General features: G+C 76.1%; 17 protein-coding genes and 1 pseudogene. 6 read left to right on the top strand and 12 right to left on the bottom strand.

Features of this window, described 5'->3' with window-relative positions; genetic code table 11:
- Positions 1-168: 168 nt before the first annotated feature.
- Together AC5K6T_RS17400 and AC5K6T_RS17395 are read right to left on the bottom strand one after the other, a co-directional pair.
- Positions 169-339, bottom strand: a complete 171-nt coding sequence (locus AC5K6T_RS17400; RefSeq protein WP_493210054.1) for a hypothetical protein — start codon at positions 337-339, stop codon at positions 169-171.
- Between the two features lie 11 nt (positions 340-350).
- A pseudogene (locus AC5K6T_RS17395) lies at positions 351-614 on the bottom strand (ClpB D2-like domain containing protein); the annotation flags it as partial.
- Positions 615-2,042: 1,428 nt separating this feature from the next.
- Here AC5K6T_RS17395 and AC5K6T_RS17390 point away from each other — a divergent pair.
- A complete protein-coding gene (locus AC5K6T_RS17390; RefSeq protein WP_493210052.1) occupies positions 2,043-2,237 on the top strand; it encodes a hypothetical protein in 195 nt (64 codons plus the stop codon).
- 95 nt (positions 2,238-2,332) lie between these two features.
- On the opposite strand, the gene AC5K6T_RS17385 is transcribed toward AC5K6T_RS17390, so the two are convergent.
- The 3 genes from AC5K6T_RS17385 to AC5K6T_RS17375 all read right to left on the bottom strand — a co-directional run bounded on the left by AC5K6T_RS17385 (position 2,333) and on the right by AC5K6T_RS17375 (position 4,978).
- On the bottom strand, positions 2,333-3,139 hold the full coding sequence (locus AC5K6T_RS17385; protein ID WP_493210050.1) for an alpha/beta fold hydrolase: 807 nt from the start codon (positions 3,137-3,139) through the stop codon (positions 2,333-2,335).
- Between the two features lie 143 nt (positions 3,140-3,282).
- Entirely contained in the window at positions 3,283-4,500 is a 1,218-nt protein-coding gene (locus AC5K6T_RS17380; protein ID WP_493210048.1) for a cation:proton antiporter, read from the bottom strand.
- 7 nt (positions 4,501-4,507) lie between these two features.
- A complete protein-coding gene (locus AC5K6T_RS17375) occupies positions 4,508-4,978 on the bottom strand; it encodes a cation:proton antiporter regulatory subunit (RefSeq protein WP_493210047.1) in 471 nt (156 codons plus the stop codon).
- 452 nt (positions 4,979-5,430) lie between these two features.
- On the opposite strand from AC5K6T_RS17375, the gene AC5K6T_RS17370 reads away from it, so the two are divergent.
- Positions 5,431-5,946 (top strand): hypothetical protein, encoded by a 516-nt coding sequence (locus AC5K6T_RS17370; protein ID WP_493210046.1) that lies wholly within the window; start codon positions 5,431-5,433, stop codon positions 5,944-5,946.
- An 84-nt stretch (positions 5,947-6,030) separates the two neighbouring features.
- On the opposite strand, the gene AC5K6T_RS17365 is transcribed toward AC5K6T_RS17370, so the two are convergent.
- From AC5K6T_RS17365 to AC5K6T_RS17355, 3 genes are all read right to left on the bottom strand, one after another.
- A complete protein-coding gene (locus tag AC5K6T_RS17365; protein ID WP_493210044.1) occupies positions 6,031-7,719 on the bottom strand; it encodes a phosphodiester glycosidase family protein in 1,689 nt (562 codons plus the stop codon).
- Positions 7,720-7,868: 149 nt separating this feature from the next.
- Positions 7,869-9,347 carry a rifampin monooxygenase gene (gene rox, locus AC5K6T_RS17360; RefSeq protein ID WP_493210818.1) on the bottom strand — a complete coding sequence of 493 codons (1,479 nt, stop codon included), beginning with the start codon at positions 9,345-9,347 and terminating at the stop codon, positions 7,869-7,871.
- A gap of 517 nt (positions 9,348-9,864) precedes the next feature.
- On the bottom strand, positions 9,865-10,692 hold the full coding sequence (locus AC5K6T_RS17355) for a VOC family protein (protein ID WP_493210042.1): 828 nt from the start codon (positions 10,690-10,692) through the stop codon (positions 9,865-9,867).
- Positions 10,693-10,920: 228 nt separating this feature from the next.
- On the opposite strand from AC5K6T_RS17355, the gene AC5K6T_RS17350 reads away from it, so the two are divergent.
- Entirely contained in the window at positions 10,921-12,096 is a 1,176-nt protein-coding gene (locus AC5K6T_RS17350) for a MalY/PatB family protein (RefSeq protein ID WP_493210040.1), read from the top strand.
- A gap of 72 nt (positions 12,097-12,168) precedes the next feature.
- Here the strand turns inward: AC5K6T_RS17350 and AC5K6T_RS17345 are convergent, their stop codons facing one another.
- The 3 genes from AC5K6T_RS17345 to AC5K6T_RS17335 form a co-directional block, all read right to left on the bottom strand.
- Entirely contained in the window at positions 12,169-13,773 is a 1,605-nt protein-coding gene (locus AC5K6T_RS17345) for a hypothetical protein (protein WP_493210038.1), read from the bottom strand.
- Positions 13,773-14,951 (bottom strand): FAD-dependent monooxygenase, encoded by a 1,179-nt coding sequence (locus AC5K6T_RS17340; protein WP_493210036.1) that lies wholly within the window; start codon positions 14,949-14,951, stop codon positions 13,773-13,775. The genes AC5K6T_RS17345 and AC5K6T_RS17340 overlap by 1 nt, the downstream gene beginning before the upstream one ends.
- A gap of 381 nt (positions 14,952-15,332) precedes the next feature.
- Positions 15,333-16,733: an MFS transporter gene (locus tag AC5K6T_RS17335; protein WP_493210034.1), complete on the bottom strand. Its 1,401-nt coding sequence runs from the start codon at positions 16,731-16,733 to the stop codon at positions 15,333-15,335.
- A gap of 375 nt (positions 16,734-17,108) precedes the next feature.
- Between AC5K6T_RS17335 and AC5K6T_RS17330 the strand changes: the two genes are divergently transcribed.
- Positions 17,109-17,945: an SDR family NAD(P)-dependent oxidoreductase gene (locus AC5K6T_RS17330; protein WP_493210032.1), complete on the top strand. Its 837-nt coding sequence runs from the start codon at positions 17,109-17,111 to the stop codon at positions 17,943-17,945.
- Positions 17,946-18,369: 424 nt separating this feature from the next.
- Here AC5K6T_RS17330 and AC5K6T_RS17325 read toward each other — a convergent pair whose 3' ends face one another.
- Complete coding sequence (locus tag AC5K6T_RS17325) at positions 18,370-19,509, bottom strand: FAD-dependent oxidoreductase (RefSeq protein WP_493210030.1); 1,140 nt, start codon at positions 19,507-19,509, stop codon at positions 18,370-18,372.
- Positions 19,510-19,754: 245 nt separating this feature from the next.
- Here AC5K6T_RS17325 and AC5K6T_RS17320 point away from each other — a divergent pair, with 245 nt between their 5' ends.
- Positions 19,755-20,708 carry an AfsR/SARP family transcriptional regulator gene (locus tag AC5K6T_RS17320; protein WP_493210028.1) on the top strand — a complete coding sequence of 318 codons (954 nt, stop codon included), beginning with the start codon at positions 19,755-19,757 and terminating at the stop codon, positions 20,706-20,708.
- Between the two features lie 127 nt (positions 20,709-20,835).
- Entirely contained in the window at positions 20,836-21,279 is a 444-nt protein-coding gene (locus AC5K6T_RS17315) for a type II toxin-antitoxin system RatA family toxin (RefSeq protein WP_493210026.1), read from the top strand.
- Positions 21,280-21,281: the final 2 nt, after the last annotated feature.

Raw genomic sequence — 21,281 nt, 5'->3', positions numbered from 1 at the left:
CGAAAGTCCCGCCTGCCTGGCGGCGTCTGGCACGCACGCTCGCCGCGTTGTCGGGCTCGCCCCGATACATCCAGTATCGGGGCGACCCTCCGCCTTGCGATCGCACGCACCAGACGCCGCCAGGCCTGCCCTTCGGGCAGACGACGCTACTTTCGAAACACGCCCTAGCTAGTCCGCCTGCGCGTCCCGCTCCGCCGTCAGGCCCAGCCGCTCCCGTTCCGCCCGCAGCAGTTCCTCCAGCCGGTCCTCGTCCGGGCGAAGAGGCAGGCCCCGGCTGTGACCGGTGTCCGGATCGCCCTCGACCTGCGCGTTCGACTTGTGGTGGTGGTGACGGCCCATCGCTGGCCTCCTTCGCCCTCGGGCGCCCGCTCCTCGCGCGCCGCGCCCTCGCCCTTGCGGATCGTGCAGTGCAGCGAGTCCTCCCGAACATCGGCGACGATCGTGTCGCCGGGCTCGGCGTCACCGGTCAACAGGATCTCGGCGACGCGGTTGTCCAGTCCCGTCTGGATGGTGCGGCGCAGCGGGCGGGCGCCGAACGCGGGCTGGCAGCCGTGCGCGACGAGCGGCTTCCGCGCCGCGCCGGTGACCTCCAGGTCCAGGCCCCGGCCGCGCACCCCGGTTCAGGAGATCACCGAAGGGATCCGGCGAACCGGAGGGCGAGCCGAAAGCCATGGACATCGCTGCTCCCGTCGCATCAGGGGACAGAACCACTCAATCGCCCGCCATGCCCCCCTGCAACCGGGGCCCGGAGGGCCGCCCCGCACGGCCGCCGGCGACCGGACCTCGACCGCGCCGGCAAGCCGCCGACGGCCGTGTACCGGGACCCGGCCGTGCACCGGGACGAGGACGTGCACCGACGGCCGGGGTGGCCGGGGCGAACTCCGCACACCGCGTGCGGCGCCGGGCTCCCGGTCCCCCGGGGCACCGCGGCGAGGGGAGCCCGTGGCCGCCCCGTCCGGCACCGCGGCTGCCGCCGGCCCCCTGTCCGGCCGAGTCGTGCTCCACGGCGAGCGCGCCGGGCAGCACACCGGCGATCACGGTCGTGAGCGCGGTGCGCGTGCCCGTCGCCCCGCCCACGCCGCCGAGCCGCGCCGCGAGGGGCCGCACCACCCTGTCCGTGGTCAGGGGCAGCGCCGTCACCCGGTCCGCTGACCGGCGGAGCGTGCCGCGATACCCGGTCGGCGACCGCGGGCGGCCGTACCACGCAGGCCACCGTCACGGCTGCACACCGCCGGGCTCGCGGGCGGGACCGCCCACCGGGGCCGCCCACCGGAACCGCGAAGGGCGCACGACCGCCCGGTGCGCGCTGGGGCAGCGCATCACCTGCGGGCGCACGCTCCGGTCGCGCCGCCCGTCGCGAGCCCCCTCCGTGACCGGTCGGCGGACCCGCCGCCACGGCCGGTGACCGTGTGCGTCCGGTCCCGGTCCCGGGCGCCGGGCGGGGCGCGCCGCCCGGCGAGCAGGCACGGCAGCGTGTGGGCGAGGGCGGGCACCGCCGTCGGCGGCGGTCCGTCGGGGGGCGTCCCCGCGGCCGGTGAGCCCGCCGCGAACCCGGTGCCGGTGGCGTACGCGGCCCGCCGGGCCGCGGCCCGCCCGGTGCGCGGCTCCCCGAGCCGGAGGGCTGCCGCGAAGGACAGCGTCCCCGCGGCCGGACCCCGTGACCGGCCCGGCTGCCGTACGCCGCGGACCGGGACGGCGGCGTCGCCGCCCGGACGGCGCTCCGGCCGCGGCCCCCGCGGGATGTCCGCCCCCCTGTCGCGGTGACGCGTGTCACATCTCCCGGCAGGTCCGTTCTCCCGGTGCCCCGGCGGACGCCGGCCGGGAGAAGCGGCCGTACGGCGGGGAGAGCGCGGCGGGCGCCCGGACGCGGGCGCCGGGCGTGGAGGGCGGCCCGAGGGGCGCGGCGGCCGCACACGGTCGCCCGTCCGGTGGTGTACCGGGCCGGAAGCGGGGAGTGAAGTCCGGCGTGGACCGTAGGCTGTCCTGCACAGCGTTCGCGACCCCGCTGGAACCGATGTACCGAGAGGCAGGCCGAATTCGCCGTGTTCCTGGATACCCCCATCTACAGCCGTCTCGTGGCCGAACGCGGCGACATCCCCGCCCAGGTGAGCGGTGAAGCCGACCGTCTCAAGCGGGAGTTGGCCCGGGTCATACCCCCGACACCCGCGAGCGGCGGACACGGCGGGCAGCCGGGCGGGCCGGGCGGCTGGTCGTCAGGGGAGCCCGCCGGACCGTGAGACGCCGCCGGACGACGGCCCCGCGCTGGCCGGCCGGGCCGGCCGGCCCGGCCGACCACCGGGGGCGCACCGCACCACGGTGCCGCAGACGCACCTCACCCGCAGGGCAGTTCGCGCACGAACTCCGAGACCAGCGCGGCGACCGCGTCCGGCCGTTGCAGATGCAGGTCGTGACATGTCCCCGGCACGCTGACGGACCGCACCGACGGCCGCAGCCGCACCATCGTCTCGAACTCCCGGGCCGGCACGAACGTCGACCGGGCCAGGACCAGCAGCGTGGAGCAGTCGGCCTTCTCCCACTCGGGGAGGAACGACCGCTCACCCAGCTCCGTCAGCGACCGGGCGAGGACCTCCCGGTCGAACCGTGGCCACCAGCCGCCCTCGCGCTCCTGCAGCCCGCCCGCCCAGCCCTCGCCGACCGCTCCGCCGCCGAAGTACCGCACGGCCGTCCCGTACGACGGGAACGGGACGGGCCATGACCGGAGCCACGCGGCGAGCTGTGCCGGGGCCCCCGGGTCCGGCTCGCCCGCACCGGCCTCGACGAGCACCACGCCCCGCACCGCGTCCGGCTGCCGGGCGGCGGCCAGCAACGCGGTGTTGCCGCCCAGCGACTGGCCCACCAGCACCGGCTCCTCCAGTCCCAGTTCGGCGGCCACGGCCAGCACGTCCTCGGCGTAGGCGGCCCGGGACACGTCGCCGGGCTCCCGCTCGGCGCAACCGTGCCCGCGCTGGTCGAGCGCGACGACCCGGTGGCCGGGGCGCAGCAGCTCCGCGACCGGGTCCCACTCACCGGCGTGCCCCGCGAGCCCGTGCAGCAGCAGGACCGAGGGGCCCGTCCCGCCCCAGTCGCGGCACACCAGCCGCACACCGTCCCGCACGACAACGCGCTCGTCCCACACCACAGTTGGCCCCCTCCTCGCACGGCACACCGTCTGCGATCGTCTCACGGCAGCGGCAGCCGGGCCCTTCGCCGCCCGGGTGCGGGCACTCCCGGAGGGGGCGCCGTCACCTCCCCGAGCGGCCCGCGGCGGCCGTGGTCCAGGCCCTACTCGACCAGCTCGGCCTTGCGCACCCCGCCTCCGGGCACCGGGGGCCGCGGCCGGCCGCGGCGGCTCGTCAGCCGGGTCGCCACCGGCTCCGTGTAGCGTGCCGTCAGCGGTCCGAGGATGACGAGGATCAGCACGTACGCCGTCGCCAGCGGGCCCAGCGACGCTTCCACCCCGGCCGTGACCGCGAGCCCGGCGATGACGATGGAGAACTCGCCGCGCGCGACCAGGGTGCCGCCCGCGCGCCAGCGCCCCTTGGGGGAGATCCCGGCGCGGCGCGCGGCCCAGTACCCGGTGGCGATCTTCGTCAGGGCGGTGACCGCCGCCAGGGCCAGTGCGGGCAGCAGCACGGGCGGGATCGTGGCCGGATCGGTGTGCAGGCCGAAGAAGACGAAGAACACGGCGGCGAACAGGTCCCGCAGCGGAGCCAGCAGATTGTGCGCGCCCTCGGCGACCTCCCCCGACAGGGCGATGCCCACCAGGAACGCGCCGACGGCCGCGGAGACCTGCAACTGCTGCGCGATGCCCGCGACCAGCAGCGTCAGCCCCAGCACCACCAGCAGCAGCTTCTCCGGGTCGTCGCTGGAGACGAAGCGCGAGACGTGGCGTCCGTAGCGCACGGCGAGCACCAGTACCAGCGCGGCCGCACCGAGCGCCACCGCCAGGGTGACGCTGCCCGCCGCGAGCCCCGCCCCGGCGAGCAGCGCGGTGAGGATGGGGAGGTAGACCGCCATCGACAGGTCCTCGAACACCAGGATGCTGAGGATCACCGGTGTCTCCCGGTTGCCCAGTCGGCCCAGGTCGCCGAGCACCTTGGCGATCACACCGGAGGAGGACACCCAGGTGACCCCGGCGAGCACCACGGCCGCGACGGGTCCCCAGCCGAGCAGCAGGGCCAGCGCGGCGCCCGGCAGAGCGTTGAGCGCGCCGTCCGCCAGCCCGGCCCGGTACTGGGTCTTGAGGTTGGACACCAGATCGCTGGCCGTGTACTCCAGGCCCAGCATCAGCAGCAGCAGGATCACGCCGATCTCGGCGCCGATCGCCACGAACTCCTCGCTGGAGCCGAGTGGCAGCAGCCCGCCCTCGCCGAACGCGAGCCCGGCCAGCAGATACAGGGGGATGGGGGAGAACCGGAAGCGCGCGGCGAACCGCCCCAGCAGGCCGAGACCGAGGATGATCGCCCCGAACTCGATCAGGAAGACAGCGGAGGAGTGCATGGCGGGGTCACTCCCGCCCGAGGATGGCGGCGGCCGCGTCCACGCCCTCGCGGGTGCCGATCACGATGAGGGTGTCCCCGCCGGCGAGCCGGAAGTCCGGGCCGGGCGACGGGACCGCCTCGGCCAGGCGGAGCACGGCCACGATCGACACCCCGGTCTCGGTGCGCATCCGGGTGTCGCCGAGCTGCCGCCCGTTCCAGTGCGAGCCCGCCGACAGCTCGACGCGCTCGGCGACCAGGCCCAGTTCGGTCGTCGACAGCAGGTTCGGGCTGTGGTGGGTCGGCATCAGCGCGTCGATCAGCGTCTCCGCCTCGCCGGACGACAGCCGCACCGACAGGGCGCAGGCGTCCGGGTCGTCGTCGCGGTAGGCACTCAGGGTGCGGGTGCCGTCCCGGTGGGCCACCACGGAGAGGCGGCGCTGCTCCCGGGTGGTCAGGTCGTAGCGGACCCCGATGCCGGGCAACGGCGTGCTGCTCATGCGTGGCGTCCCCATGGGGCCGGCCTCCAGTCTGGCTTGGGTGTTTGACCGTTTCTTGGTCAACCTGTTACTTCCACCCTAACCAGCCGGGCGCGGCCGTGCCGACGGAGGCTCCGCGCCGCCGGGAGCGCGGGCCGCCCGCCGGAGCCGCGCGGCCCCGTACCGCCCTCGGGGGCGCCCGCACGGCGCCCCCGAACCCCCGCCCCAACTCCCTTGCCGTACCACGCGCTTGTCCGGAACCTCCGGACTTCCCCCGCCCCGCCGGTGACGTGCGATCCGCACGTACGCTGAGGGCCGGGACCGCCACGGGGCGCGGTCCGCCCGTGCACCGCCGCGGGCGCCGAGAGAACAGGGGCCGGACGGTGGACCGACCGAGCACGTCGAGCCGACCGAGCACGCCGGGCCGACCGAGCACGCCGGGCCGACCGGACACGCCGAACCGACGGAGCGGCGTGAACCGACCGGACAGGGCGGGCCTGCGGGGCGGCGTGAAGCGGTGGGCGGCCGCGGCACTGCTGCTCCTGCCACCGGCGTCGGCCGCGGCCTGTGCGGGGCCGGCACCGCCCCCCGTCGCCGAAGTGCCGCGGAGCACTCACGCGCCGGCCGCGGCCGGCGAGTCCGCCCCGGTCACCGTGCCCCGGTTCGACGCCCCGGGCGGCAGCACCGCCGGACAGCGGCGGCCCACCCGCGGCAACGCCGTCTTCCCCTACCGGGGCGGGCCGCACGGCAAGGCGCTCGCGGTGTCCCTCACCTGCCGCGGCGAGGGCACCGTCGTCATCGACCTGCCCGCGGTGAGCGCGTCCCTGTCGCACCCGTGCGAAGACGGCGAAACGTCCTCCTACCACGACGAGTTGAGTCTCGGAAACGGACACCGGCCCGGAACCGTGGTCGTCCGCGCCTCCCCGTCCGTGCTCTGGTCCGCCGCCGTCGGCCGGGTGGACGCCGCCGGGGAGGACCGGGAGCCGTGACGGGCCGGGCCCGCTCGCCCCGGCCGCAAGGGCCCCGCCGTGCGACCGCGAATCCGTCCCCGGTCCGGACGCCCCCGGCGGGCCCTACCCGGGCAGGACGAGCAGCGCGTCACCGTCGCGGCGCTCGCCCGTCCGGTCGCTGGGAACGCCCTGCAGTTCGTCCCCGACGACCATCGCGGTCGAGCCGCCGCCGTCGAGGTTGACGGCGTCGACCGCGCCGAGGCTGCGCATCACCGCCGCCGTCTCACCGACGGAGAGACCCACACTGCGGCCGGGCTGCCGGCCGTCGCAGGTGAGCAGGACGATCCGGCCGTCGGCGGTGACACCCGCGGCGGTACGGGGATTGCGGCGCAGCAGCCACAGGTTGTACAGGCCGGCGCGGTCCGAACCCCCGATGGCCTCGGGGCTGAAGCCGTCGCGCACCGGGTCCAGGGCGACCTCACCGTCACGCACCAGCAGCGGCGCTCCGTTGACGACGGACGTGCCCGGGGTGAGGGGGACCCGCTCGCCCGTCTCCGAGTCCGCGACGGTGCTGCTCAGCCGCAGCACCGTGCCGGTCCGGGCGTGGTCGCGCAGCCATCGGGCGGAGGTCCCGGTGCCCTGGAGCACGGTGCCCTGCGCGGGCACGGTGCCTCCCCGGCTCTCCCGGACGGAGGTCACCCGGCCACGGGCGTCCAGTACGGCCTGATAGCCGGCCCCCTCCGGAGCGCGGCCGCCGAACTTCGGCGTGACGGCGACGAGTTCGTTGTCGTTGCCGCAGGTGTAGTCCTGCGCGGGGTGGGAGAACGGCGTCGCGGTCCCCACCCCGCCGCAGTTGACGATCAGCCCCGACTGCCGGTTCAGGCCGGTCACCTGGCGGAGGGCGCCGTCCGCCGCCCGCACGGTCATCCGGGTCTTCAGACGGCGCACCGCCGTGCCCTCGCCGGAGGCGTTCGGCACGACGAGGGCGGGCCGGTCGTTCACCGCCTCCGAGACGAGGGTCCCGCCGGTCACCGCGATGCCGCCGAGGTCGCCGTCGGTGCCCGCCAGCCAGGGGCCGGGCGTGGTGTGACCGCCGGCGAGGACGAAGAAGCCGCCGTTGACCGCGGCCAGCGCACCGGTGCGCTTCGCCGTCGAACTCGTCGTCTCCCGGCCGGGGACGATGCCCCGGGCGAGCTCGGAGCGCACCCGGCCGCGGAACCGGGCGGGGTCGACGACCAGGACGTCCAGCGACCACGGGCCGGTCGTCGGGTGCCCGTCCTCGGCGGTGTGCTGCACGCTGCCGGGCACCCCCCGGGCGGCCATCTCCGTCCTCGCCCGGTCGGCGTCGGCCCGGTCCGCGTACCGGCCCACCCGCACCATCCAGCCCAGCACGGTGTCCTGCGGGCCGCCGGGATCGGGGCCCGCGGCGCGGTCCCGGCGCGGCGCGTACCCGGCGGCGCGCGCCTTCCGCTCCACCTCGGCGACCTCGGCCTCGGTCCGGCCGAAGCCGATCGTGACGGTCCAGGCGTCGCTCGCCGACGGCCGGCCGCGCTCGATCGCCAGATGGGTGACCCCCGGAGCCACCTGACGAGGCGTGCGGGTCTCGGGCAGGTCGGCCGGGCCGAGCGGGAGCTTCGCGGAGGCAGCTGCGGGGGCGGCCCGGAGGGCGGCCGCCCCGCCCGGTGCCGCGGCCGCTCCGCCCACCGGCCGGGTGCCGGGCTGCGTCGCCACCGAAGCGGTCATCGTGCCGGCGACCAGGCAGACGGTGATCGCCCCGCCGACCAGTCCCCGGCGTGCCATACGGTTGCTCATGCGGCGTGCCCTTTCGCTCAAGGGAAGTTGCTGCGACCGTGCCCGCCGCGCGTGTCGTCCGAGGGGCGGCAGCGGCGCCGCGCGGTTACGCCGGAGTGGCCGTACGGGGCCGCACCGTTCAGGGGACCGCGGCGGCGCCGGGGCGGCGCTCAGCGCGCGGCACCGAACCACCTCGGCAGCACGTCGAGAAGCTCGCGCTGCTCCGCGCCCGCCCACACCACGTGCCCGTCCGGCCGCAGCAGCACCGCGGCCACGTCGAGCCGTCCGCCGTCTCCCCGCGGGCCCGGGGCCTCGGCGGCCGCGGCGGCATCGGCGGCCTCGACCGCATCGACGACGTGGTCGACCCGGTCCGCCCAGCCGGCCACCGACAGCCGGCCCGTCCGGTCGAGCAGCACGCCGCGCCCGGCGTGCATCCGCTCGTACAGGCGGCCCTGCGCGAGCGTCAGGTCGCGCAGTCGCCGCCCGAGCAGACCGTGGCCCTCGCCGACGTCGTAGCGGATCCCGATCGCGGTGATCTTCTCGATCAGGTGCCGGTTCACCGCGTCGATGTCCATCAGCTCCGCCACCAGCCGGCGCACCGCCCGCGCGCCCGGTTCCGTGGACAGCAGCTCCGTCATCGCGCGGGTGGTGTCCAGCACGTCGGCGGCCACCGGATGCCGTTCGGAGTGGTATGTGTCCAACAGCCCCTCCGGGGCCCAGCCGTCGACCTCGGCGGCCAGCTTCCAGCCCAGGTTGAAGGCGTCCTGGATACCGAGGTTCAGGCCCTGTCCGCCGGTCGGCGGGTGAACGTGCGCGGCGTCGCCGGCCAGCAGCACCCGGCCCACGCGATAGCGGTCCGCCTGCCGGGTGGCGTCGCCGAAGCGGGACAGCCAGCGCGGCGAGCGGACCGAGAGGTCGCTGCCCGCAACCCGCCGGAGCTGCCGCCGGAAGTCCTCCAGCGCGGGCGGCTCCGCCCGGTCCCCGGCCACCCCGTCGGCCGGCACGATGACGCGGTACACCCCGTCCCCGAGCGGCATGGCCCCGAACCGCTTCTGCGTCCGGCGCACCTCGGCCACCACCTCGGCCAGCTCCTGCGGCGGCATCGCCACCTCCATCTCGCCCAGCAGGGTCTCCACCCGGCTGGGCTCGCCGGGGAAGCCGACACCCAGCAGCCCGCGCACCGTGCTGCGCCCGCCGTCGCAGCCGACGGCGTACCGCCCGCGCACCCGCGTGCCGTCGGCCAGTTCCACGCTCACCCCGTCCTCGTCCTGGGCCAGAGCGACCACCTCGCTGCCGCGCCGCACCTCGGCGCCCAGCTCGGCCGCACGCTCGCCCAGCAGACGGTCGGTCACGGTCTGCGGGATGCCGAGGACGTAGGAGTGCGCGGTGTCCAGGCCGTCCGGCCACGGCTTCTCGATACCGGCGAAGAACCCGCCGGCCGCGTACTTCTGCCCCAGTGCCAGGAAGCGCTCCAGCAGCCCGCGCTGGTCCAGCACCTCGACACTGCGCACATGCAGACCCAGCGCCCGCACGAACGGGGGCGGCGCCGGGTCCCGCTCCAGCACCAGCGTCCGCACACCGTGCAGCCGCAGCTCGCTCGCCAGCATCAGGCCCGTGGGCCCGCCCCCGACCACGATCACGTCGTTCATCAGCTCACTCATTTCCGCAGGTCCTGGCCTCGGCCGGAGATTCTGCGGCATGAGCGGGGCCTTGCCGCAAGGCCCCCCGCGCGCTATAAGTTGACAGTGGCGAGGAGTGGGCGAACTCCTCGCCCCGCTGTTTCCCGGGCGGCCCTCCGCACCATTGACGCCGTAGGCGCCGTCCGCGCCGGTCCACACCGTTGACGCCGTACGTTCCGTCCGCACACCGTCGACGCCGTGCGGCCTCCGCCGCGCCGTGCTAGGGCGTGTTTCGAAAGTAGCGTCGTCTGCCCGAAGGGCAGGCCTGGCGGCGTCTGGTGCGTGCGATCGCAAGGCGGAGGGTCGCCCCGATACTGGATGTATCGGGGCGAGCCCGACAACGCGGCGAGCGTGCGTGCCAGACGCCGCCAGGCAGGCGGGACTTTCGAAACACGCCCTAGGTGCCCGGGCCGCTGCCCCGCGTGTGCCCCTGCCGTCCCCCGGGCCGGGGCAGCCCGCCCGGCACGGGCTTCCCGGTGCGGCGGCCTCAGCGCTGCTGCGGCGTGCGCACCACGAAGTCGGCGTTCGCCGGGTCCAGGCAGATGGCGAGCCGGCCCACGCCCTCGAAGTCCTCCGGGCCCATCTGCACGCCGCCGCCGTTGGCGGTGACCCGGGCGACGGCGGCGTCGCAGTCGTCGACGTCGAACACGGGGTGCCAGTACGGCGTCCCGCCGGTCAGGGTGAGCTGCTCCGGCGTCAGCTCCATCAGCCCGCCGTGCATCCGCTCCGCGGGCTGCCCCGCGGGGGTGATCATCGTGTACGTGGCGGCCCCGCCGGGCAGCTCCATGTCGCTGTACCACCAGCCGAGAACGTCGCCGTAGAACGCCTTCGCCCCCGCCGCGTCACTCGTGTACAGCTCGGCCCACGACAGCGAGCCCGGCGCGTCCACCAGCTCCACGCCCGTGGTGCTGCCGGGCTGCCAGACGGCGAACTGGCCGCCGAGCGGGTCGCTGTACTGCGCCATGCGGCCCCACTCGCCGAGATCCGGCGGGGGCACCCGGACGGTGCCGCCCCCTCGGGTGACCGCCCGCGTGGTGGCGTCCGCGTCCGGCACGCTGTAATAGATCATCCAGGCCGGGCGCGCGCCCGGTTCGGTGAGCCGGCCCAGGCCGGCCACGATGCTGCCGTCCTTGCGGAACAACCCGCCCTCCCCGCTCCCGCCGCCCTCACCGGCCCCCTCGGACTCGCCTCCGCCCCCCATCGGCTCGTAGTCCCAGCCGAGCACGGTGCCGTAGAAGGCCGCGGCGGCCGGGACGTCGGGTGCCCCGAGGTCGAGCCAGCAGGGCGAGCCGGGGACGAAATCGGTTGTGATCATGACGGGTCCCTTCCGAGGTGCGTGCTCATCAGCCTGACAGCCGGTCCGTGGCCACGCACCAGGGGCGGGCCGACCGGGGGCAGGCCAGGAACCCGCCGGGCTGCGGGGCCCGTTGCGGACGGCCCCGGCACGTCCGCAGCCGAGCCCCCGGGGCCGTGCGCGAGGGTGCCCGGCCGGCGGACCGGGGAACTGCTGTCCGGGGAATACCTGTTCGTCTACGTTGAGGGCATGGACACACCTGCCGAAGCCGCGCCCGGCGCGACCCCGCTGCGCCGGCTCTCCCTCGACCGCCTCCGCCGCCGTACGAGCGTGAAGTGGCGCACCCACCCGGCCGATGTGCTGCCGCTGTGGGTGGCGGAGATGGACGCCGACCTCGCGGAACCGGTGGCGCGGGCCATCACGGACGCGGTCGCGCGAGGAGACACCGGATACCCGGCCGGAACCGGGTACGCGCGGGCGCTCGCGGAGTTCGCCCGGAAGCGGTGGGACTGGGACGGCATCGCGGTGGAACGCACCGCGATCGTGCCGGACGTGATGCTCGGCGTGGTCGAGATGATCAGACTCGTCTCGGGCCCCGGCGACCCGGTCGTCGTCAACTGCCCGGTCTACCCGCCGTTCTACCAGTTCGTGGCGAGCCTGGGCCGGCCCCTGGTGGAGGCTCCGCTGCGCCCCGACGGCCGGATCGACCCGGACGCGCTGCGGGACGCCCTGCGCCGGGCCGCGCGCGGCGGCGCCCGCCCGGTGTACCTGCTGTGCAGCCCGCACAACCCCACCGGAACCCTGCACACCGCAGGGGAACTGGCCGGGGTCGCCCGGCTGGCCCGTGACTCGGGCGCCCGGGTCGTCGCCGACGAGATCCACGCGCCGATCACGGCCGGCGGCACGTCCTTCGTGCCGTACCTGAGCGTGCCCGGCGCACAGGACGGCCTGTCCCTGATGTCGGCGTCCAAGGCGTGGAACCTGGCCGGACTGAAGGCGGCCCTGGCCGTCGCCGGACCCGACGCGGCCGACGACCTCGCCCGGCTCCCGGAGGAGGTCTCCCACGGCCCCAGCCACCTCGGTGTCATCGCCCACACCGCGGCCCTGCGGGACGGCGGGGACTGGCTGGACGCGCTGCTCGCCGACCTGGACGAGAACCGCCGCCTGCTGGCCGCCCTCCTCCGCGAACACCTGCCGGCCGTCCGCTACACGCCCGCCGAGGCGACGTATCTCGCCTGGCTCGACTGCCGTGAGCTGGGCCTGGGCGACGACCCGGCCGCCGTGTTCCTGGAGCGCGGCCGCGTCGCCCTGAACTCCGGGACCCTCTTCGGCACGGGCGGCGCCGGGTTCGTCCGGCTGAACCTGGCGACCTCGCCGGAGCTGCTCACCGAGGCCGTCCGGAGGATGGCCGCCGCCTGCAGCTGACCGGAGCCGCGCGGGGCGGGACGCCGCCGCGCCGTCCGCGGCCCGCCCGCCGGGCCGTCCGCCGCCCCTGCGTCAGCCGTCCGACGGCACCGCGGCGGACGGGCCCGGTGCCGTCCCGGTCGCCGGCCCGTCCGCCGCGGCCGGGTGCTCCGGTGCGGGCCGCGCGCACAGGTACGGGCGGGCGAGCAGCAGGCCGACCGCGGTCAGGACGGTGCCGAGGTAGACGGGAGAGAGATGGACGAAGTCGGTGTAGTGGATGGAGCCGTGCACGATCACGGTGGGCAGGAAGCCCGCGGCCGCGGCCACGGCCAGGCTCCAGAACACCCAGGACTCGCCGCGCCGCCAGCCCCACAGGCTGGTCAGGGTGATCGCCACCGCGGCCGCCATCAGGGCGCCGCCGAAGCCCGCCCGGTCATGGGCGACGAACGGTACGAGCCGCGGGCCGACGGCCCTCAGCGCGTCCCCGCTGGTGCCCAGGAACGTCAGGTCGGTCGGCACGAACACCCCGGTCAGACCGATGAGCGAGATCACCGCGCCGCCGACGAACAGGCCCACCCCCGTGGTGATCAGCAGCAGCTGGCCGACCAGCGCCCGCCGCCGCTCCCGCTCCGGCCCCTCCGCCACGGGGCGCCAGCGCGGGGTGTGCGGCACGCGGCGGACACCGGCCACGAACATCGGGAACAGCACCAGGGCCGTCGCCGTGTGCAGGGGCTCCACGAAGCCGGTGGCCAGGAAGTAGAACAGCGTGGGGAAGCCGACCGCCCCGGACAGCAGGTACGCCGTGCGGGCCCAGGACATGCCCTGCCGGATGCCGCCCGCCGCCAGCCCGGTGTAGAGCGCGCCGATCGCCACCATCGTGCCCGCCATGGTGATCCGGTCGTGCTGGAGGAAGTGCACCAGATGGGAGTTGGCGGCATGCAGATCGTGCAGGTCCATCCCGAGGTAGTCGCGGTCGTACCAGAGCAGCACCGGGCCCAGCGTGATCGCCGCGGCGCCCAGCCCGGCGGCCGTCATCCCCAGCCCGACCAGCAGCGCCCAGCACCAGGCGGGCCAGCGGCGCGGGTCGGGCCCGGCGTCGCGCAGCGTCGGTGCGGGTCCGGTGGGCGTGGCCGCCTCGGTGACCCGGGCGAACCAGCCGGGTCCGGCCGCGACCAGCGTCGCCGGCCGGGCCAGGACGACGGCTCCGGGGCCGTCGAGCACGGCGGCCGCGGCGGTCACCGACGGGTCCGTCACACGGGTGACGTGCGGGTCGTCGGTGCCGTCGGTGAAGCCGTCGACGTGCGGTGCGAGCGCGGCCCGCGTCGCGGGGTCGGCCGTGCCCGCCACCACGGGCAGCGACCGCCCGGAACCGGCCTCGCGTACGGTGTCCACGTCGTCGGCGGTCACCGGCGCGACCTCGACGACCCCGGCCCCGAGCGGGGCCATCGCACGGATGGTGTCCCGGGCGAGCCGGGGCGGTACGGAGACGCCCACGCGGACCGCGACCGGTACCCCGGCGACCTCCCCGGCCAGCCGCCGCGGCGGATGGCGGTGGCCGAACCCGCGGGCGATCAGCCGCGCGCCGGCCGGGCGGGATCCGATCGACGCCAGCAGCCGCAGGGCCGTGCGCTGCGAGCGGCGTTCGCCGAGCAGGGCGGCGGCCGTGCCGCGCAGCGGATGGTACGTCCAGTCCGGCATCAGTGTCGGCCCCTTCCGGTCGCCGGTCCGTCCGGTGCCCGCCAGCCGAGCACCGGTGTCATGGAGCGCAGCGTGACCCGCGTCGGAGTGAGCCGGGCCGCCGTGTCCCGCAGCAGCGCCGCGGGCGGCCACGCCGACTGCGCGACCGTACCGAGCCGGGCGGAGCGGCGGGCGACAGCCTGTGCCCGCGGGCGGCGGGCGAGGTCGTAGCGGCGCAGCGCGGCGTCGGTGTCGGGGGCGGAGTCCAGGCAGTGGGCGAGGGTGACCGCGTCCTCCAGGGCCTGGCACGCGCCCTGCCCGAGGTCGGGCGTCATGGCGTGGGCGGCGTCGCCGAGCAGCGCGACCCGGCCGCGGGTGAACCCCGGCAGCGGCGGCAGCTCGTACAGGTCGTGGCGGAGCACCGCGTCCGCGGGGACCGCGGCGAGCAGCGCCGGCACCGGGTCCGGCCAGGACGCGAAGCGGCGCACCACCGCCGCGTGCTCGGACGGGCCGCAGTCCGAGCCCTCGGGCAGGGACGCGGTCGCGAAGCAGTACATCCGTCCGCCGGGCAGCGCGGTGTAGCCGAAGCGCTCGCCGCGTCCCCAGATCGCGGCGCCCTCGGCGGGAGGCCGGGCGAGCCGGTCCGTCACCATCCGCCAGGCCGTGTAGCCGGCGTACCGGGGGCCGGGTGTGTCGGGCCACAGCATGCGCCGGACGGTGCTGCGCAGTCCGTCGGCGCCGACGACGAGGCCGGCGCGGGACACGCCGCCGGACCCGTGCTCGACGACCGTGCGGTCCCCGCCCTCGTGGACGGCGTGCACCGGGCTGTCCGGGCGCAGGGAGCCGGCGGGGAGCGCCCCGGCCAGCACCCTCAGCAGGTCGGCGCGGTGCAGGACCACCAGGGGATGGCCGAACCGGCGCTCCAGTTCGGTGTTGTCGGTGCGGGAGAGCCAGCGGCCCCGCCGGTCGCGCACGCCGCCCGCGGACTCGACCGCGCCCCGCGCCCGGACCTCGGCGGCCAGACCGAGCCTCTGCAGTGCGCGGAACGCGTTCGGCCACAGCGAGATCCCGGCACCGATCTCGGTGAACTCCGGTGCCCGCTCCAGGACTTCGACCTGCCAGCCCCGGCGGTGCAGGGCGACGGCGGCGGCGAGGCCGCCGATCCCGCCGCCGACGACGGTCGCGGCGCGCTGCGGCATGCTTCCTCACTACGGTTCGGGTGCCCGCCCCGGTCGACGGGCGGTCGGATGCCCGAGCGGGGCGCGGCGGGACGCGCGGCCGGCTGAGCAGCGCCCCATGCCACCATGCCCGTCTCCGACTGTCAAAGCGGTGAGCTGCGGGATCCGCCGACGGGCGGCCCCCGCAGCTCACCGATGTGAGCGACACCATCGGACGGCCGTGTGCGAGCACGCGGTCGCCGCCTGCATGCCTGTCCGTGCGTGCGGCTGCGGGTGCGTGCGCAGGTGTGTGCGCAGGTGTGTGCCCGTGGGCTGCGGGTGCGGACCGGGGGCGGTCCCGGGCGCACGGCGGTCAGCGGCAACCGGTGCCGGCCGGTGCCGGCCGGCACCGGTCCGTGACGGTCAGGGCCGGCCGGAGCCGGTGGCCGGCCGGTGGGCGGTCGCCGCGACGGCCGGAAGCAGGGCCAGGGACAGCAGCCCCCCGGTGAGGGCGAGCACGGGATAGCTCCCGACGGCCACCAGGAAGCCGGACGCCATGCCCCCGGTCGCCCCCGCGACGGCGATCGACACGTCGACCATGCCCTGGGTGCGGGCACGCGTGGCCAACGGCACGGCGTCGGTGATGACGGCCGTGCCGGACACCAGCCCGAAGTTCCAGCCGAGCCCGAGCAGGGCCAGCGCCAGGGCCAGCAGCACCAGCGAGCCGGCCGGGGCCGACGCCGCGAGGAGACCCGCCGCCAGCAGGGTGAGACCGGACGCGGCGGCGACCTTCAGCCTGCCGTACCGGTCCACGAGCCAGCCCGTGACCGGCGACGGCAGGTACATCGCGCCGATGTGCACGGCGATGACCAGGCCCGAGGCGGCGGTGCCGTGGCCGTGGCGGGCCATGTGGACCGGCGTCATCGTCATGATCGCGACCATGACGAGCTGGGTGAGCACCATGACGAGCGTGCCCAGCACCACCCCGCCGCCCGCGTCGCGGCCGCCGTCGGTGACCTTTCCGGTGGCCCTTTCGGTGGTCCTTCCGGTGGTCCTTTCGGTGGCTCCCGAGGGGGCGGCCGCCGGTGCGCCGGAGGGGCCGTCGGCGGGGGCCGGTCCGGCCGCGGTGTGTCCGGGGGAGGCCGGTCCGGCGGTGCCGGCCGTTTCGGCGGCGGCCAGCGCACGGGCCGTGAGCAGCGGGTCGGGCCGCAGCCACACGGCAAGCACCACCGCGGCCAGGGCGTAGGCGGACCCGGACAGCAGGAACGGCCCGGCGAGCGCGGGGATGCCGAGGGTCTCGGCGAACCGGCCCGTCGGCGCGGCCAGGTTGGGGCCGGTCACACCGCCCAGGGTGGTGGCGACCAGCACCCGCGAGAGGGCGCGGGCGCGGTGGTCGGGCCGGGCCAGGTCGGCCCCCGCGTACCGGGCCTGGAGGTTCGTGGCGGTCCCGGCCCCGTAGACGAACAGCGCGAGGAACAGCAGGGCCCCGCTGCCGACCACGGCGGCGACGATGACCAGCGCGCTGCCCACGGCTCCGGTGAGGTAGCCGGCGGCCAGCCCGGGACGGCGGCCCCGGGTCTGCGAGACCCGGCCGATCGTCACGGCGGCGAGCGCGGCCCCCGCGGTGAACAGCGCGCTGGGCAGGCCCGCGAGACTGGTCGTGCCGAGCATGTCCTGCGCGAGCAGTGCCCCGACCGTGACGCCGGCCGCGAGACCGGCACCGCTGAGGATCTGGGAGGCGACCAGGACCCGCAGGATGCGGCGCTGCGCCCGGGCGGCGTCGGGTATGGGGCCCGCGGCCGGGGCTGATGCGGTGCTGGTCACGATTCTCCCGGGAGGGGGCGAGGTGCCGAGCGGCAGCCGGTCGTCGGCGTCCTCGGCGTCCTCGTCATGTCGTCCTCGTCATGTCGGCCTCGTCATGTCGGCCTCCATCGATCCATGGACGATCGATCGTAGGGCAGGGTCCGGTGCCCGCCCAGCCCCCGGTCCTTCACGGGCGCTCACCCCTCTCACCGCGATCTCACCGCGATCTCACCGCGACCCCACTGCGACTCAGCCCTCTCACCCCGGCCGACGCGGCGAGGGGCGTCGGGACGTGAGGCGGCCCTTCGTCAGGCTCTGTCAGCACACGGGCGCGGCCACTGCCGCGGCACTAGCGTGTCGCCCGCCCGAAGCGCCCAGCCGAATGGGGACACAGACATGGACAGCACACCCGGTCCGACCGCCCTCGTCACCGGAGCCTCGTCGGGGCTCGGCAGCGAGTTCGCCGCCCAGCTCGCCGCGCAGGGGTACGACGTCGTGCTGCTGGCCCGCTCCCGCGAGCGGCTGGAGGCGCTCGCCGAGCGGCTGAGCACCGCCCACGGCGTCACGGCGCACGTCCTCGTGGCGGACCTGTCGCGCCCCGAGGCGGCCGCCCGGGTCGCCGACGAGCTCGCCGCCCGCGGCCTCCACGTGGACCTGCTGGTCAACAACGCGGGCTTCGGCACCGCGGGCCGCTTCGAGGAGATCGACCCCGCCCGCGAGCACGACCAGCTGATGGTCAACGTGGTCGCGCTGGTCGACCTCACCCACGCCGTGCTGCCCGGCATGCTCGAGCGGGGCTCCGGAGCGGTGCTCAACGTCGGCTCCACGGCCGGCTACCAGCCCAGCCCGTACCTGTCCGTGTACAGCGCCTCGAAGACGTTCGTGCTGAACTTCTCCCTCGCGCTGCGCCAGGAACTCCGCGGCCGCGGCATCCGCGTCACCGCGCTCTGCCCCGGCCCCGTGGAGACACGCTTCTTCGAGGTGATCGGCACCCGCAACGCCGCCGTCGTGGGGCGGTTCACCACCCCCGAGCCGGTGGTCCGCGCCGGACTGCGCGCCCTGCGGCGCAACCAGGCCTACGTCACCCCCGGCCGGCGCAACGCCCTGGTGGCGCACCTGAACCCGCGCCGCCCGCGCAACCTGGTCGCCTGGGTCGGGGAGCGCATCTGCCGCAAGGCGCTGCAGCCCGAGCCCGCCCGGCCGGTCCCCCTGCGCGACGGCGCGACGGCCTGAACGGGCAGCGCCCTCGGTGCGGTCCGGGCCCGCAGCGCCGCACGGAACGCCCGGCGCGGGGCGTACGGGGACGGGCGAGGGGAAGGAGGCCGCGAGGCGCGGGAGCCGCGCGCCGTGGGCTGCCCGCGGCCCGCACCGCGCCGACGGTACCGGTGTCGCCGCAGCCGCAGCCGCAGCCGCAGCCGCAGCCGCAGCCGCAGCCGCTGCGCTCGGCGTCTTCGGTGTGTGCGGTGTGTGCGGTGTGTGCGGCGGATCCGGAGACCGCGAAGCCGGCGGGCCGGCCGCGGCTCCGGGCCTGCCGGCCGGGCCGGGTGCGCCGGCCTGCCGCCGCCCGGTGCGGGTTCGTGCGGTGACCCGGGCCGCCGGCGCGCTCCGGACGACGGTCCCCGGCACCGGACGAGCCGGTGCCGTACGCGTCCGCCGCTCAGCCGAGACGTTCGGGCGACAGGAACTCCAGGTCCGTACGCGGCCGTTCACCGCGCACCAGATCCGCGACCACCTCGCCGACGCCCGGCGCGTGAGCCGGACCGTGCGCGCCGGCGCCGGCCGCCACCACGATCCGCGGGTCGCCGCCGACCGTGCCGAGCACGGGCAGCCCGTCCGGGGTGCGGATCCGCGTGCCCACCGTGATCCGGGACGGCAGGCCCTGCAGGCCCGGCACCTTCGCGGGCAGCAGCCGCGCCATGTCCTGCCAGTCGTCCGGAGTCACCGAGCGGTCGGTGTCCTCGGCGTCCAGCGGTTTCGGTGTCAGCCGCAGATCCTCCAGACCCAGCCGGACCCCGTAGCCGCCCTCCTCGCCGCTGCCCCACAGCACCCTGCCGTCGTCCAGCTCGCGCCGGAACGCCGGGAACACCTCCAGGTCGAAGCTGCCGTCCGGCTCGATCGGCCGGAACCGGGTGAACGGCGCGCGCACCGTCACCAGCGGCAGCCCGGACAGCGCCGCGGGCAGCCACGAACCGGCCGCGACCACCAGATGACGCACCTTCACCAGCCGCTGCGCGGTCCGCAGATGCACACCTGCGGTGACCGCCTCCGCCTGCAGCACGCGCGTGTCCGGATGGAGCCGGGCGCCCGCTTCCCGGGCCCGCGCGACCATGGACCGCACGGCCCGCTCGGCGTGCACCAGACCCGCGCCCGGATCCCACACACCCGTGTGATGGCCGGGCAGACCGGTGTGCCGCGGATACTGCATGCGCAACGCGCTCGCGGTGAAGGTGCGCACCTGGACACCGTGCGCGTGGGCGGCGCGCAGCACACCGCCGGCGACCGGCCCGCTCTCCGGACCGATCGACAGCATCCCGCACGGCCGGAAGACCGGCTGCCCGGCGTCCTCCAGCTCCGTCCACAGCTCCCGCGAGCTCTCGGCCAGCGGGACGAGGTCCGGATGATCCGCACAGGCCAGCTGGAACAGCTGGGGTCCGCCGTGCGACGAGCCCAGCGCATGACCGGGAGTGCGCCGCTCGAACCCGAGGACGTCCACCCCCCGCGCCGCGAGCCGCCACAGCGCCGCCGCCCCCCACGCACCGAGCCCCACCACCGCGGCCTCGGCATCCCATCGAGGCATGCCACCAACTCCTCTCGTTCCAGGGCGAGTTCGGCATCAGCGGACCATGTGCGGGACCGGCCGGGCGTGAGTGCGGACCACTCACACCCGGCCACTCACCCCACTCGGGTGCGGCACCCACCGGCCCCGTGCGGCCCGCAGACCGCCGAGGTTTGGAGTACCTGAGCACTCATGCACCCGGACCTGCGCGCGTGATGACCTCAGGGTGTCGCTCGGTGCGAGCCGTGACACGGGTGGAGGTTTGGATGCAGTTCCGGGTACTGGGGATCCCTGGGATCTACGACGACACCAGGCGGTGCGGCGTTCGGCTGACGAGTCCCAAGCAGCGCGTCCTGCTCGGCGCGCTGCTGGTGCGCACGGGAACGCCGGTGCCGACCGACGAGCTGATCCGCGAACTGTGGGGCGAGGACGCGCCCGAGAAGGCCGGCAACGCCCTGCAGGCACATGTGTCACGGCTGCGCCAGCACCTGGTCGAGGCCGAGCCGGCGCGGGCCAACTCGCCCCGCCTGGTGGCGCGCGGCGCCGGCTACGTGCTCCAGGCGCGCCCGGACGAACTGGACAGCGTCCGCTTCCGGCTCCAGGTCACCCGCGCCCGCCGCCAGCTGGACAACGACCCCGGCGGCGCGTCCGTGCTGCTGCGCCGGGCGCTGTCGCTGTGGCGGGGCCCCGCACTGGACGGCGGCCCGCTCGGCCCGCTGTGCGCGCCCGCGGCCGCCCGTCTGGAGGAGGAGCGCCTGCTCGCGCTGGAGGACCTGTGCGAGGCGTCGCTGCGGCTGGGCGAGCACCAGCGGATCGTGGGGCGCCTTGAGGAGCTGGTCGCCGCTCATCCGCTGCGTCGCCGGTTCCGCGAGCAACTGGCCCTCGCGCTGCAGCGGTGCGGCCGGCCCGTCGAGGCGCGCGCCGTCCAGGACGGCCCCTGCCGCAGCGTGGAACACGCCGGGGCCGGTGTCCGTACGGCAGTCCTGCCGGGCAACGTGCGCCTGCTCAGCCAGGCGGGCGCCGGCCGGATCGCCGCCCCCGCGCCGCCGGCCGGCCCCGAACCGTCCGCGACGCCGGAGGAGCCCGTCGGCGAACTGCTGCGGCTGCGGCTGCGCGTGGAGGAACTCACCTCGCAGCAGCGGATGCTGCGCTCGGAGATGGACCGTCTGCTGACGCTGCTGGAGGCGCGCACCGGCGGCCGCGACCGGGACTCCGCCTGACCACCCACCCCGGCTCCGCCGGGCCCTGCCGGCCCGTCGGGGCCGCTCCGGCCCGCGGCCGGACCACGGCCCGGTCGCGGGCCCGCCGCCCGGGTACACCCGCACAACACGAAAGAGGCGAGACTTCATGGCCGTACTGCACACCACCCTGCGGGGCGGAGGCACACCCGACCAGGTGTGGGCCGTGCTCCTGGACGTCACGGCGTTCCCCGAGTTCATGGACGGCGTCAACGAGGTGTCCGTCACCCAAGAGGCCGACGGCAGGCGCAGCAGCAGCTGGCTCGTCGAGCTCAAGGGCTCCGAGATGGAGTGGGAGCAGGAGGACGTCCTCGACCCCGCCCGGCGCCGCTGGGAGTTCCGCCAGACCGACGGCGACCTCGCCCGGTACGAGGGCTACTGGCAGGTGCACGACGGCACCGGGGGCACCGACGGCACCGGGGGCACCGCCCTCGAACTCAGTGTCGAGTTCGACGTCGGCCTGCCGATGGTGGAGGAGATGATCCACCCCGCCGTCGCCAAGGCCCTGGAGAGCTACCAGCAGGGCATAGTCGACCGCAGCGGGGAGGGCTGAGG

The organism is Streptomyces sp. B8-7, assembly GCF_058833805.1.
The sequence above is the reverse complement of the archived record's forward strand: the minus strand, read 5'-3'. Positions and strand labels throughout refer to the sequence as shown.

What these genes read in the sequence shown, in the direction of transcription:
- AC5K6T_RS17355 (WP_493210042.1), bottom strand. Translation starts at nt 10,692, where the DNA reads ATGATCACAACCGATTTCGTCCCCGGCTCGCCCTGCTGGCTCGACCTC.
- AC5K6T_RS17320 (WP_493210028.1), top strand. Translation starts at nt 19,755, where the DNA reads ATGCAGTTCCGGGTACTGGGGATCCCTGGGATCTACGACGACACCAGG.
- AC5K6T_RS17325 (WP_493210030.1), bottom strand. Translation starts at nt 19,509, where the DNA reads ATGCCTCGATGGGATGCCGAGGCCGCGGTGGTGGGGCTCGGTGCGTGG.
- AC5K6T_RS17315 (WP_493210026.1), top strand. Translation starts at nt 20,836, where the DNA reads ATGGCCGTACTGCACACCACCCTGCGGGGCGGAGGCACACCCGACCAG.
- AC5K6T_RS17350 (WP_493210040.1), top strand. Translation starts at nt 10,921, where the DNA reads ATGGACACACCTGCCGAAGCCGCGCCCGGCGCGACCCCGCTGCGCCGG.
- rox (WP_493210818.1), bottom strand. Translation starts at nt 9,347, where the DNA reads ATGAACGACGTGATCGTGGTCGGGGGCGGGCCCACGGGCCTGATGCTG.
- AC5K6T_RS17345 (WP_493210038.1), bottom strand. Translation starts at nt 13,773, where the DNA reads ATGCCGGACTGGACGTACCATCCGCTGCGCGGCACGGCCGCCGCCCTG.
- AC5K6T_RS17365 (WP_493210044.1), bottom strand. Translation starts at nt 7,719, where the DNA reads ATGAGCAACCGTATGGCACGCCGGGGACTGGTCGGCGGGGCGATCACC.
- AC5K6T_RS17340 (WP_493210036.1), bottom strand. Translation starts at nt 14,951, where the DNA reads ATGCCGCAGCGCGCCGCGACCGTCGTCGGCGGCGGGATCGGCGGCCTC.
- AC5K6T_RS17380 (WP_493210048.1), bottom strand. Translation starts at nt 4,500, where the DNA reads ATGCACTCCTCCGCTGTCTTCCTGATCGAGTTCGGGGCGATCATCCTC.
- AC5K6T_RS17375 (WP_493210047.1), bottom strand. Translation starts at nt 4,978, where the DNA reads ATGAGCAGCACGCCGTTGCCCGGCATCGGGGTCCGCTACGACCTGACC.
- AC5K6T_RS17400 (WP_493210054.1), bottom strand. Translation starts at nt 339, where the DNA reads ATGGGCCGTCACCACCACCACAAGTCGAACGCGCAGGTCGAGGGCGAT.
- AC5K6T_RS17330 (WP_493210032.1), top strand. Translation starts at nt 17,109, where the DNA reads ATGGACAGCACACCCGGTCCGACCGCCCTCGTCACCGGAGCCTCGTCG.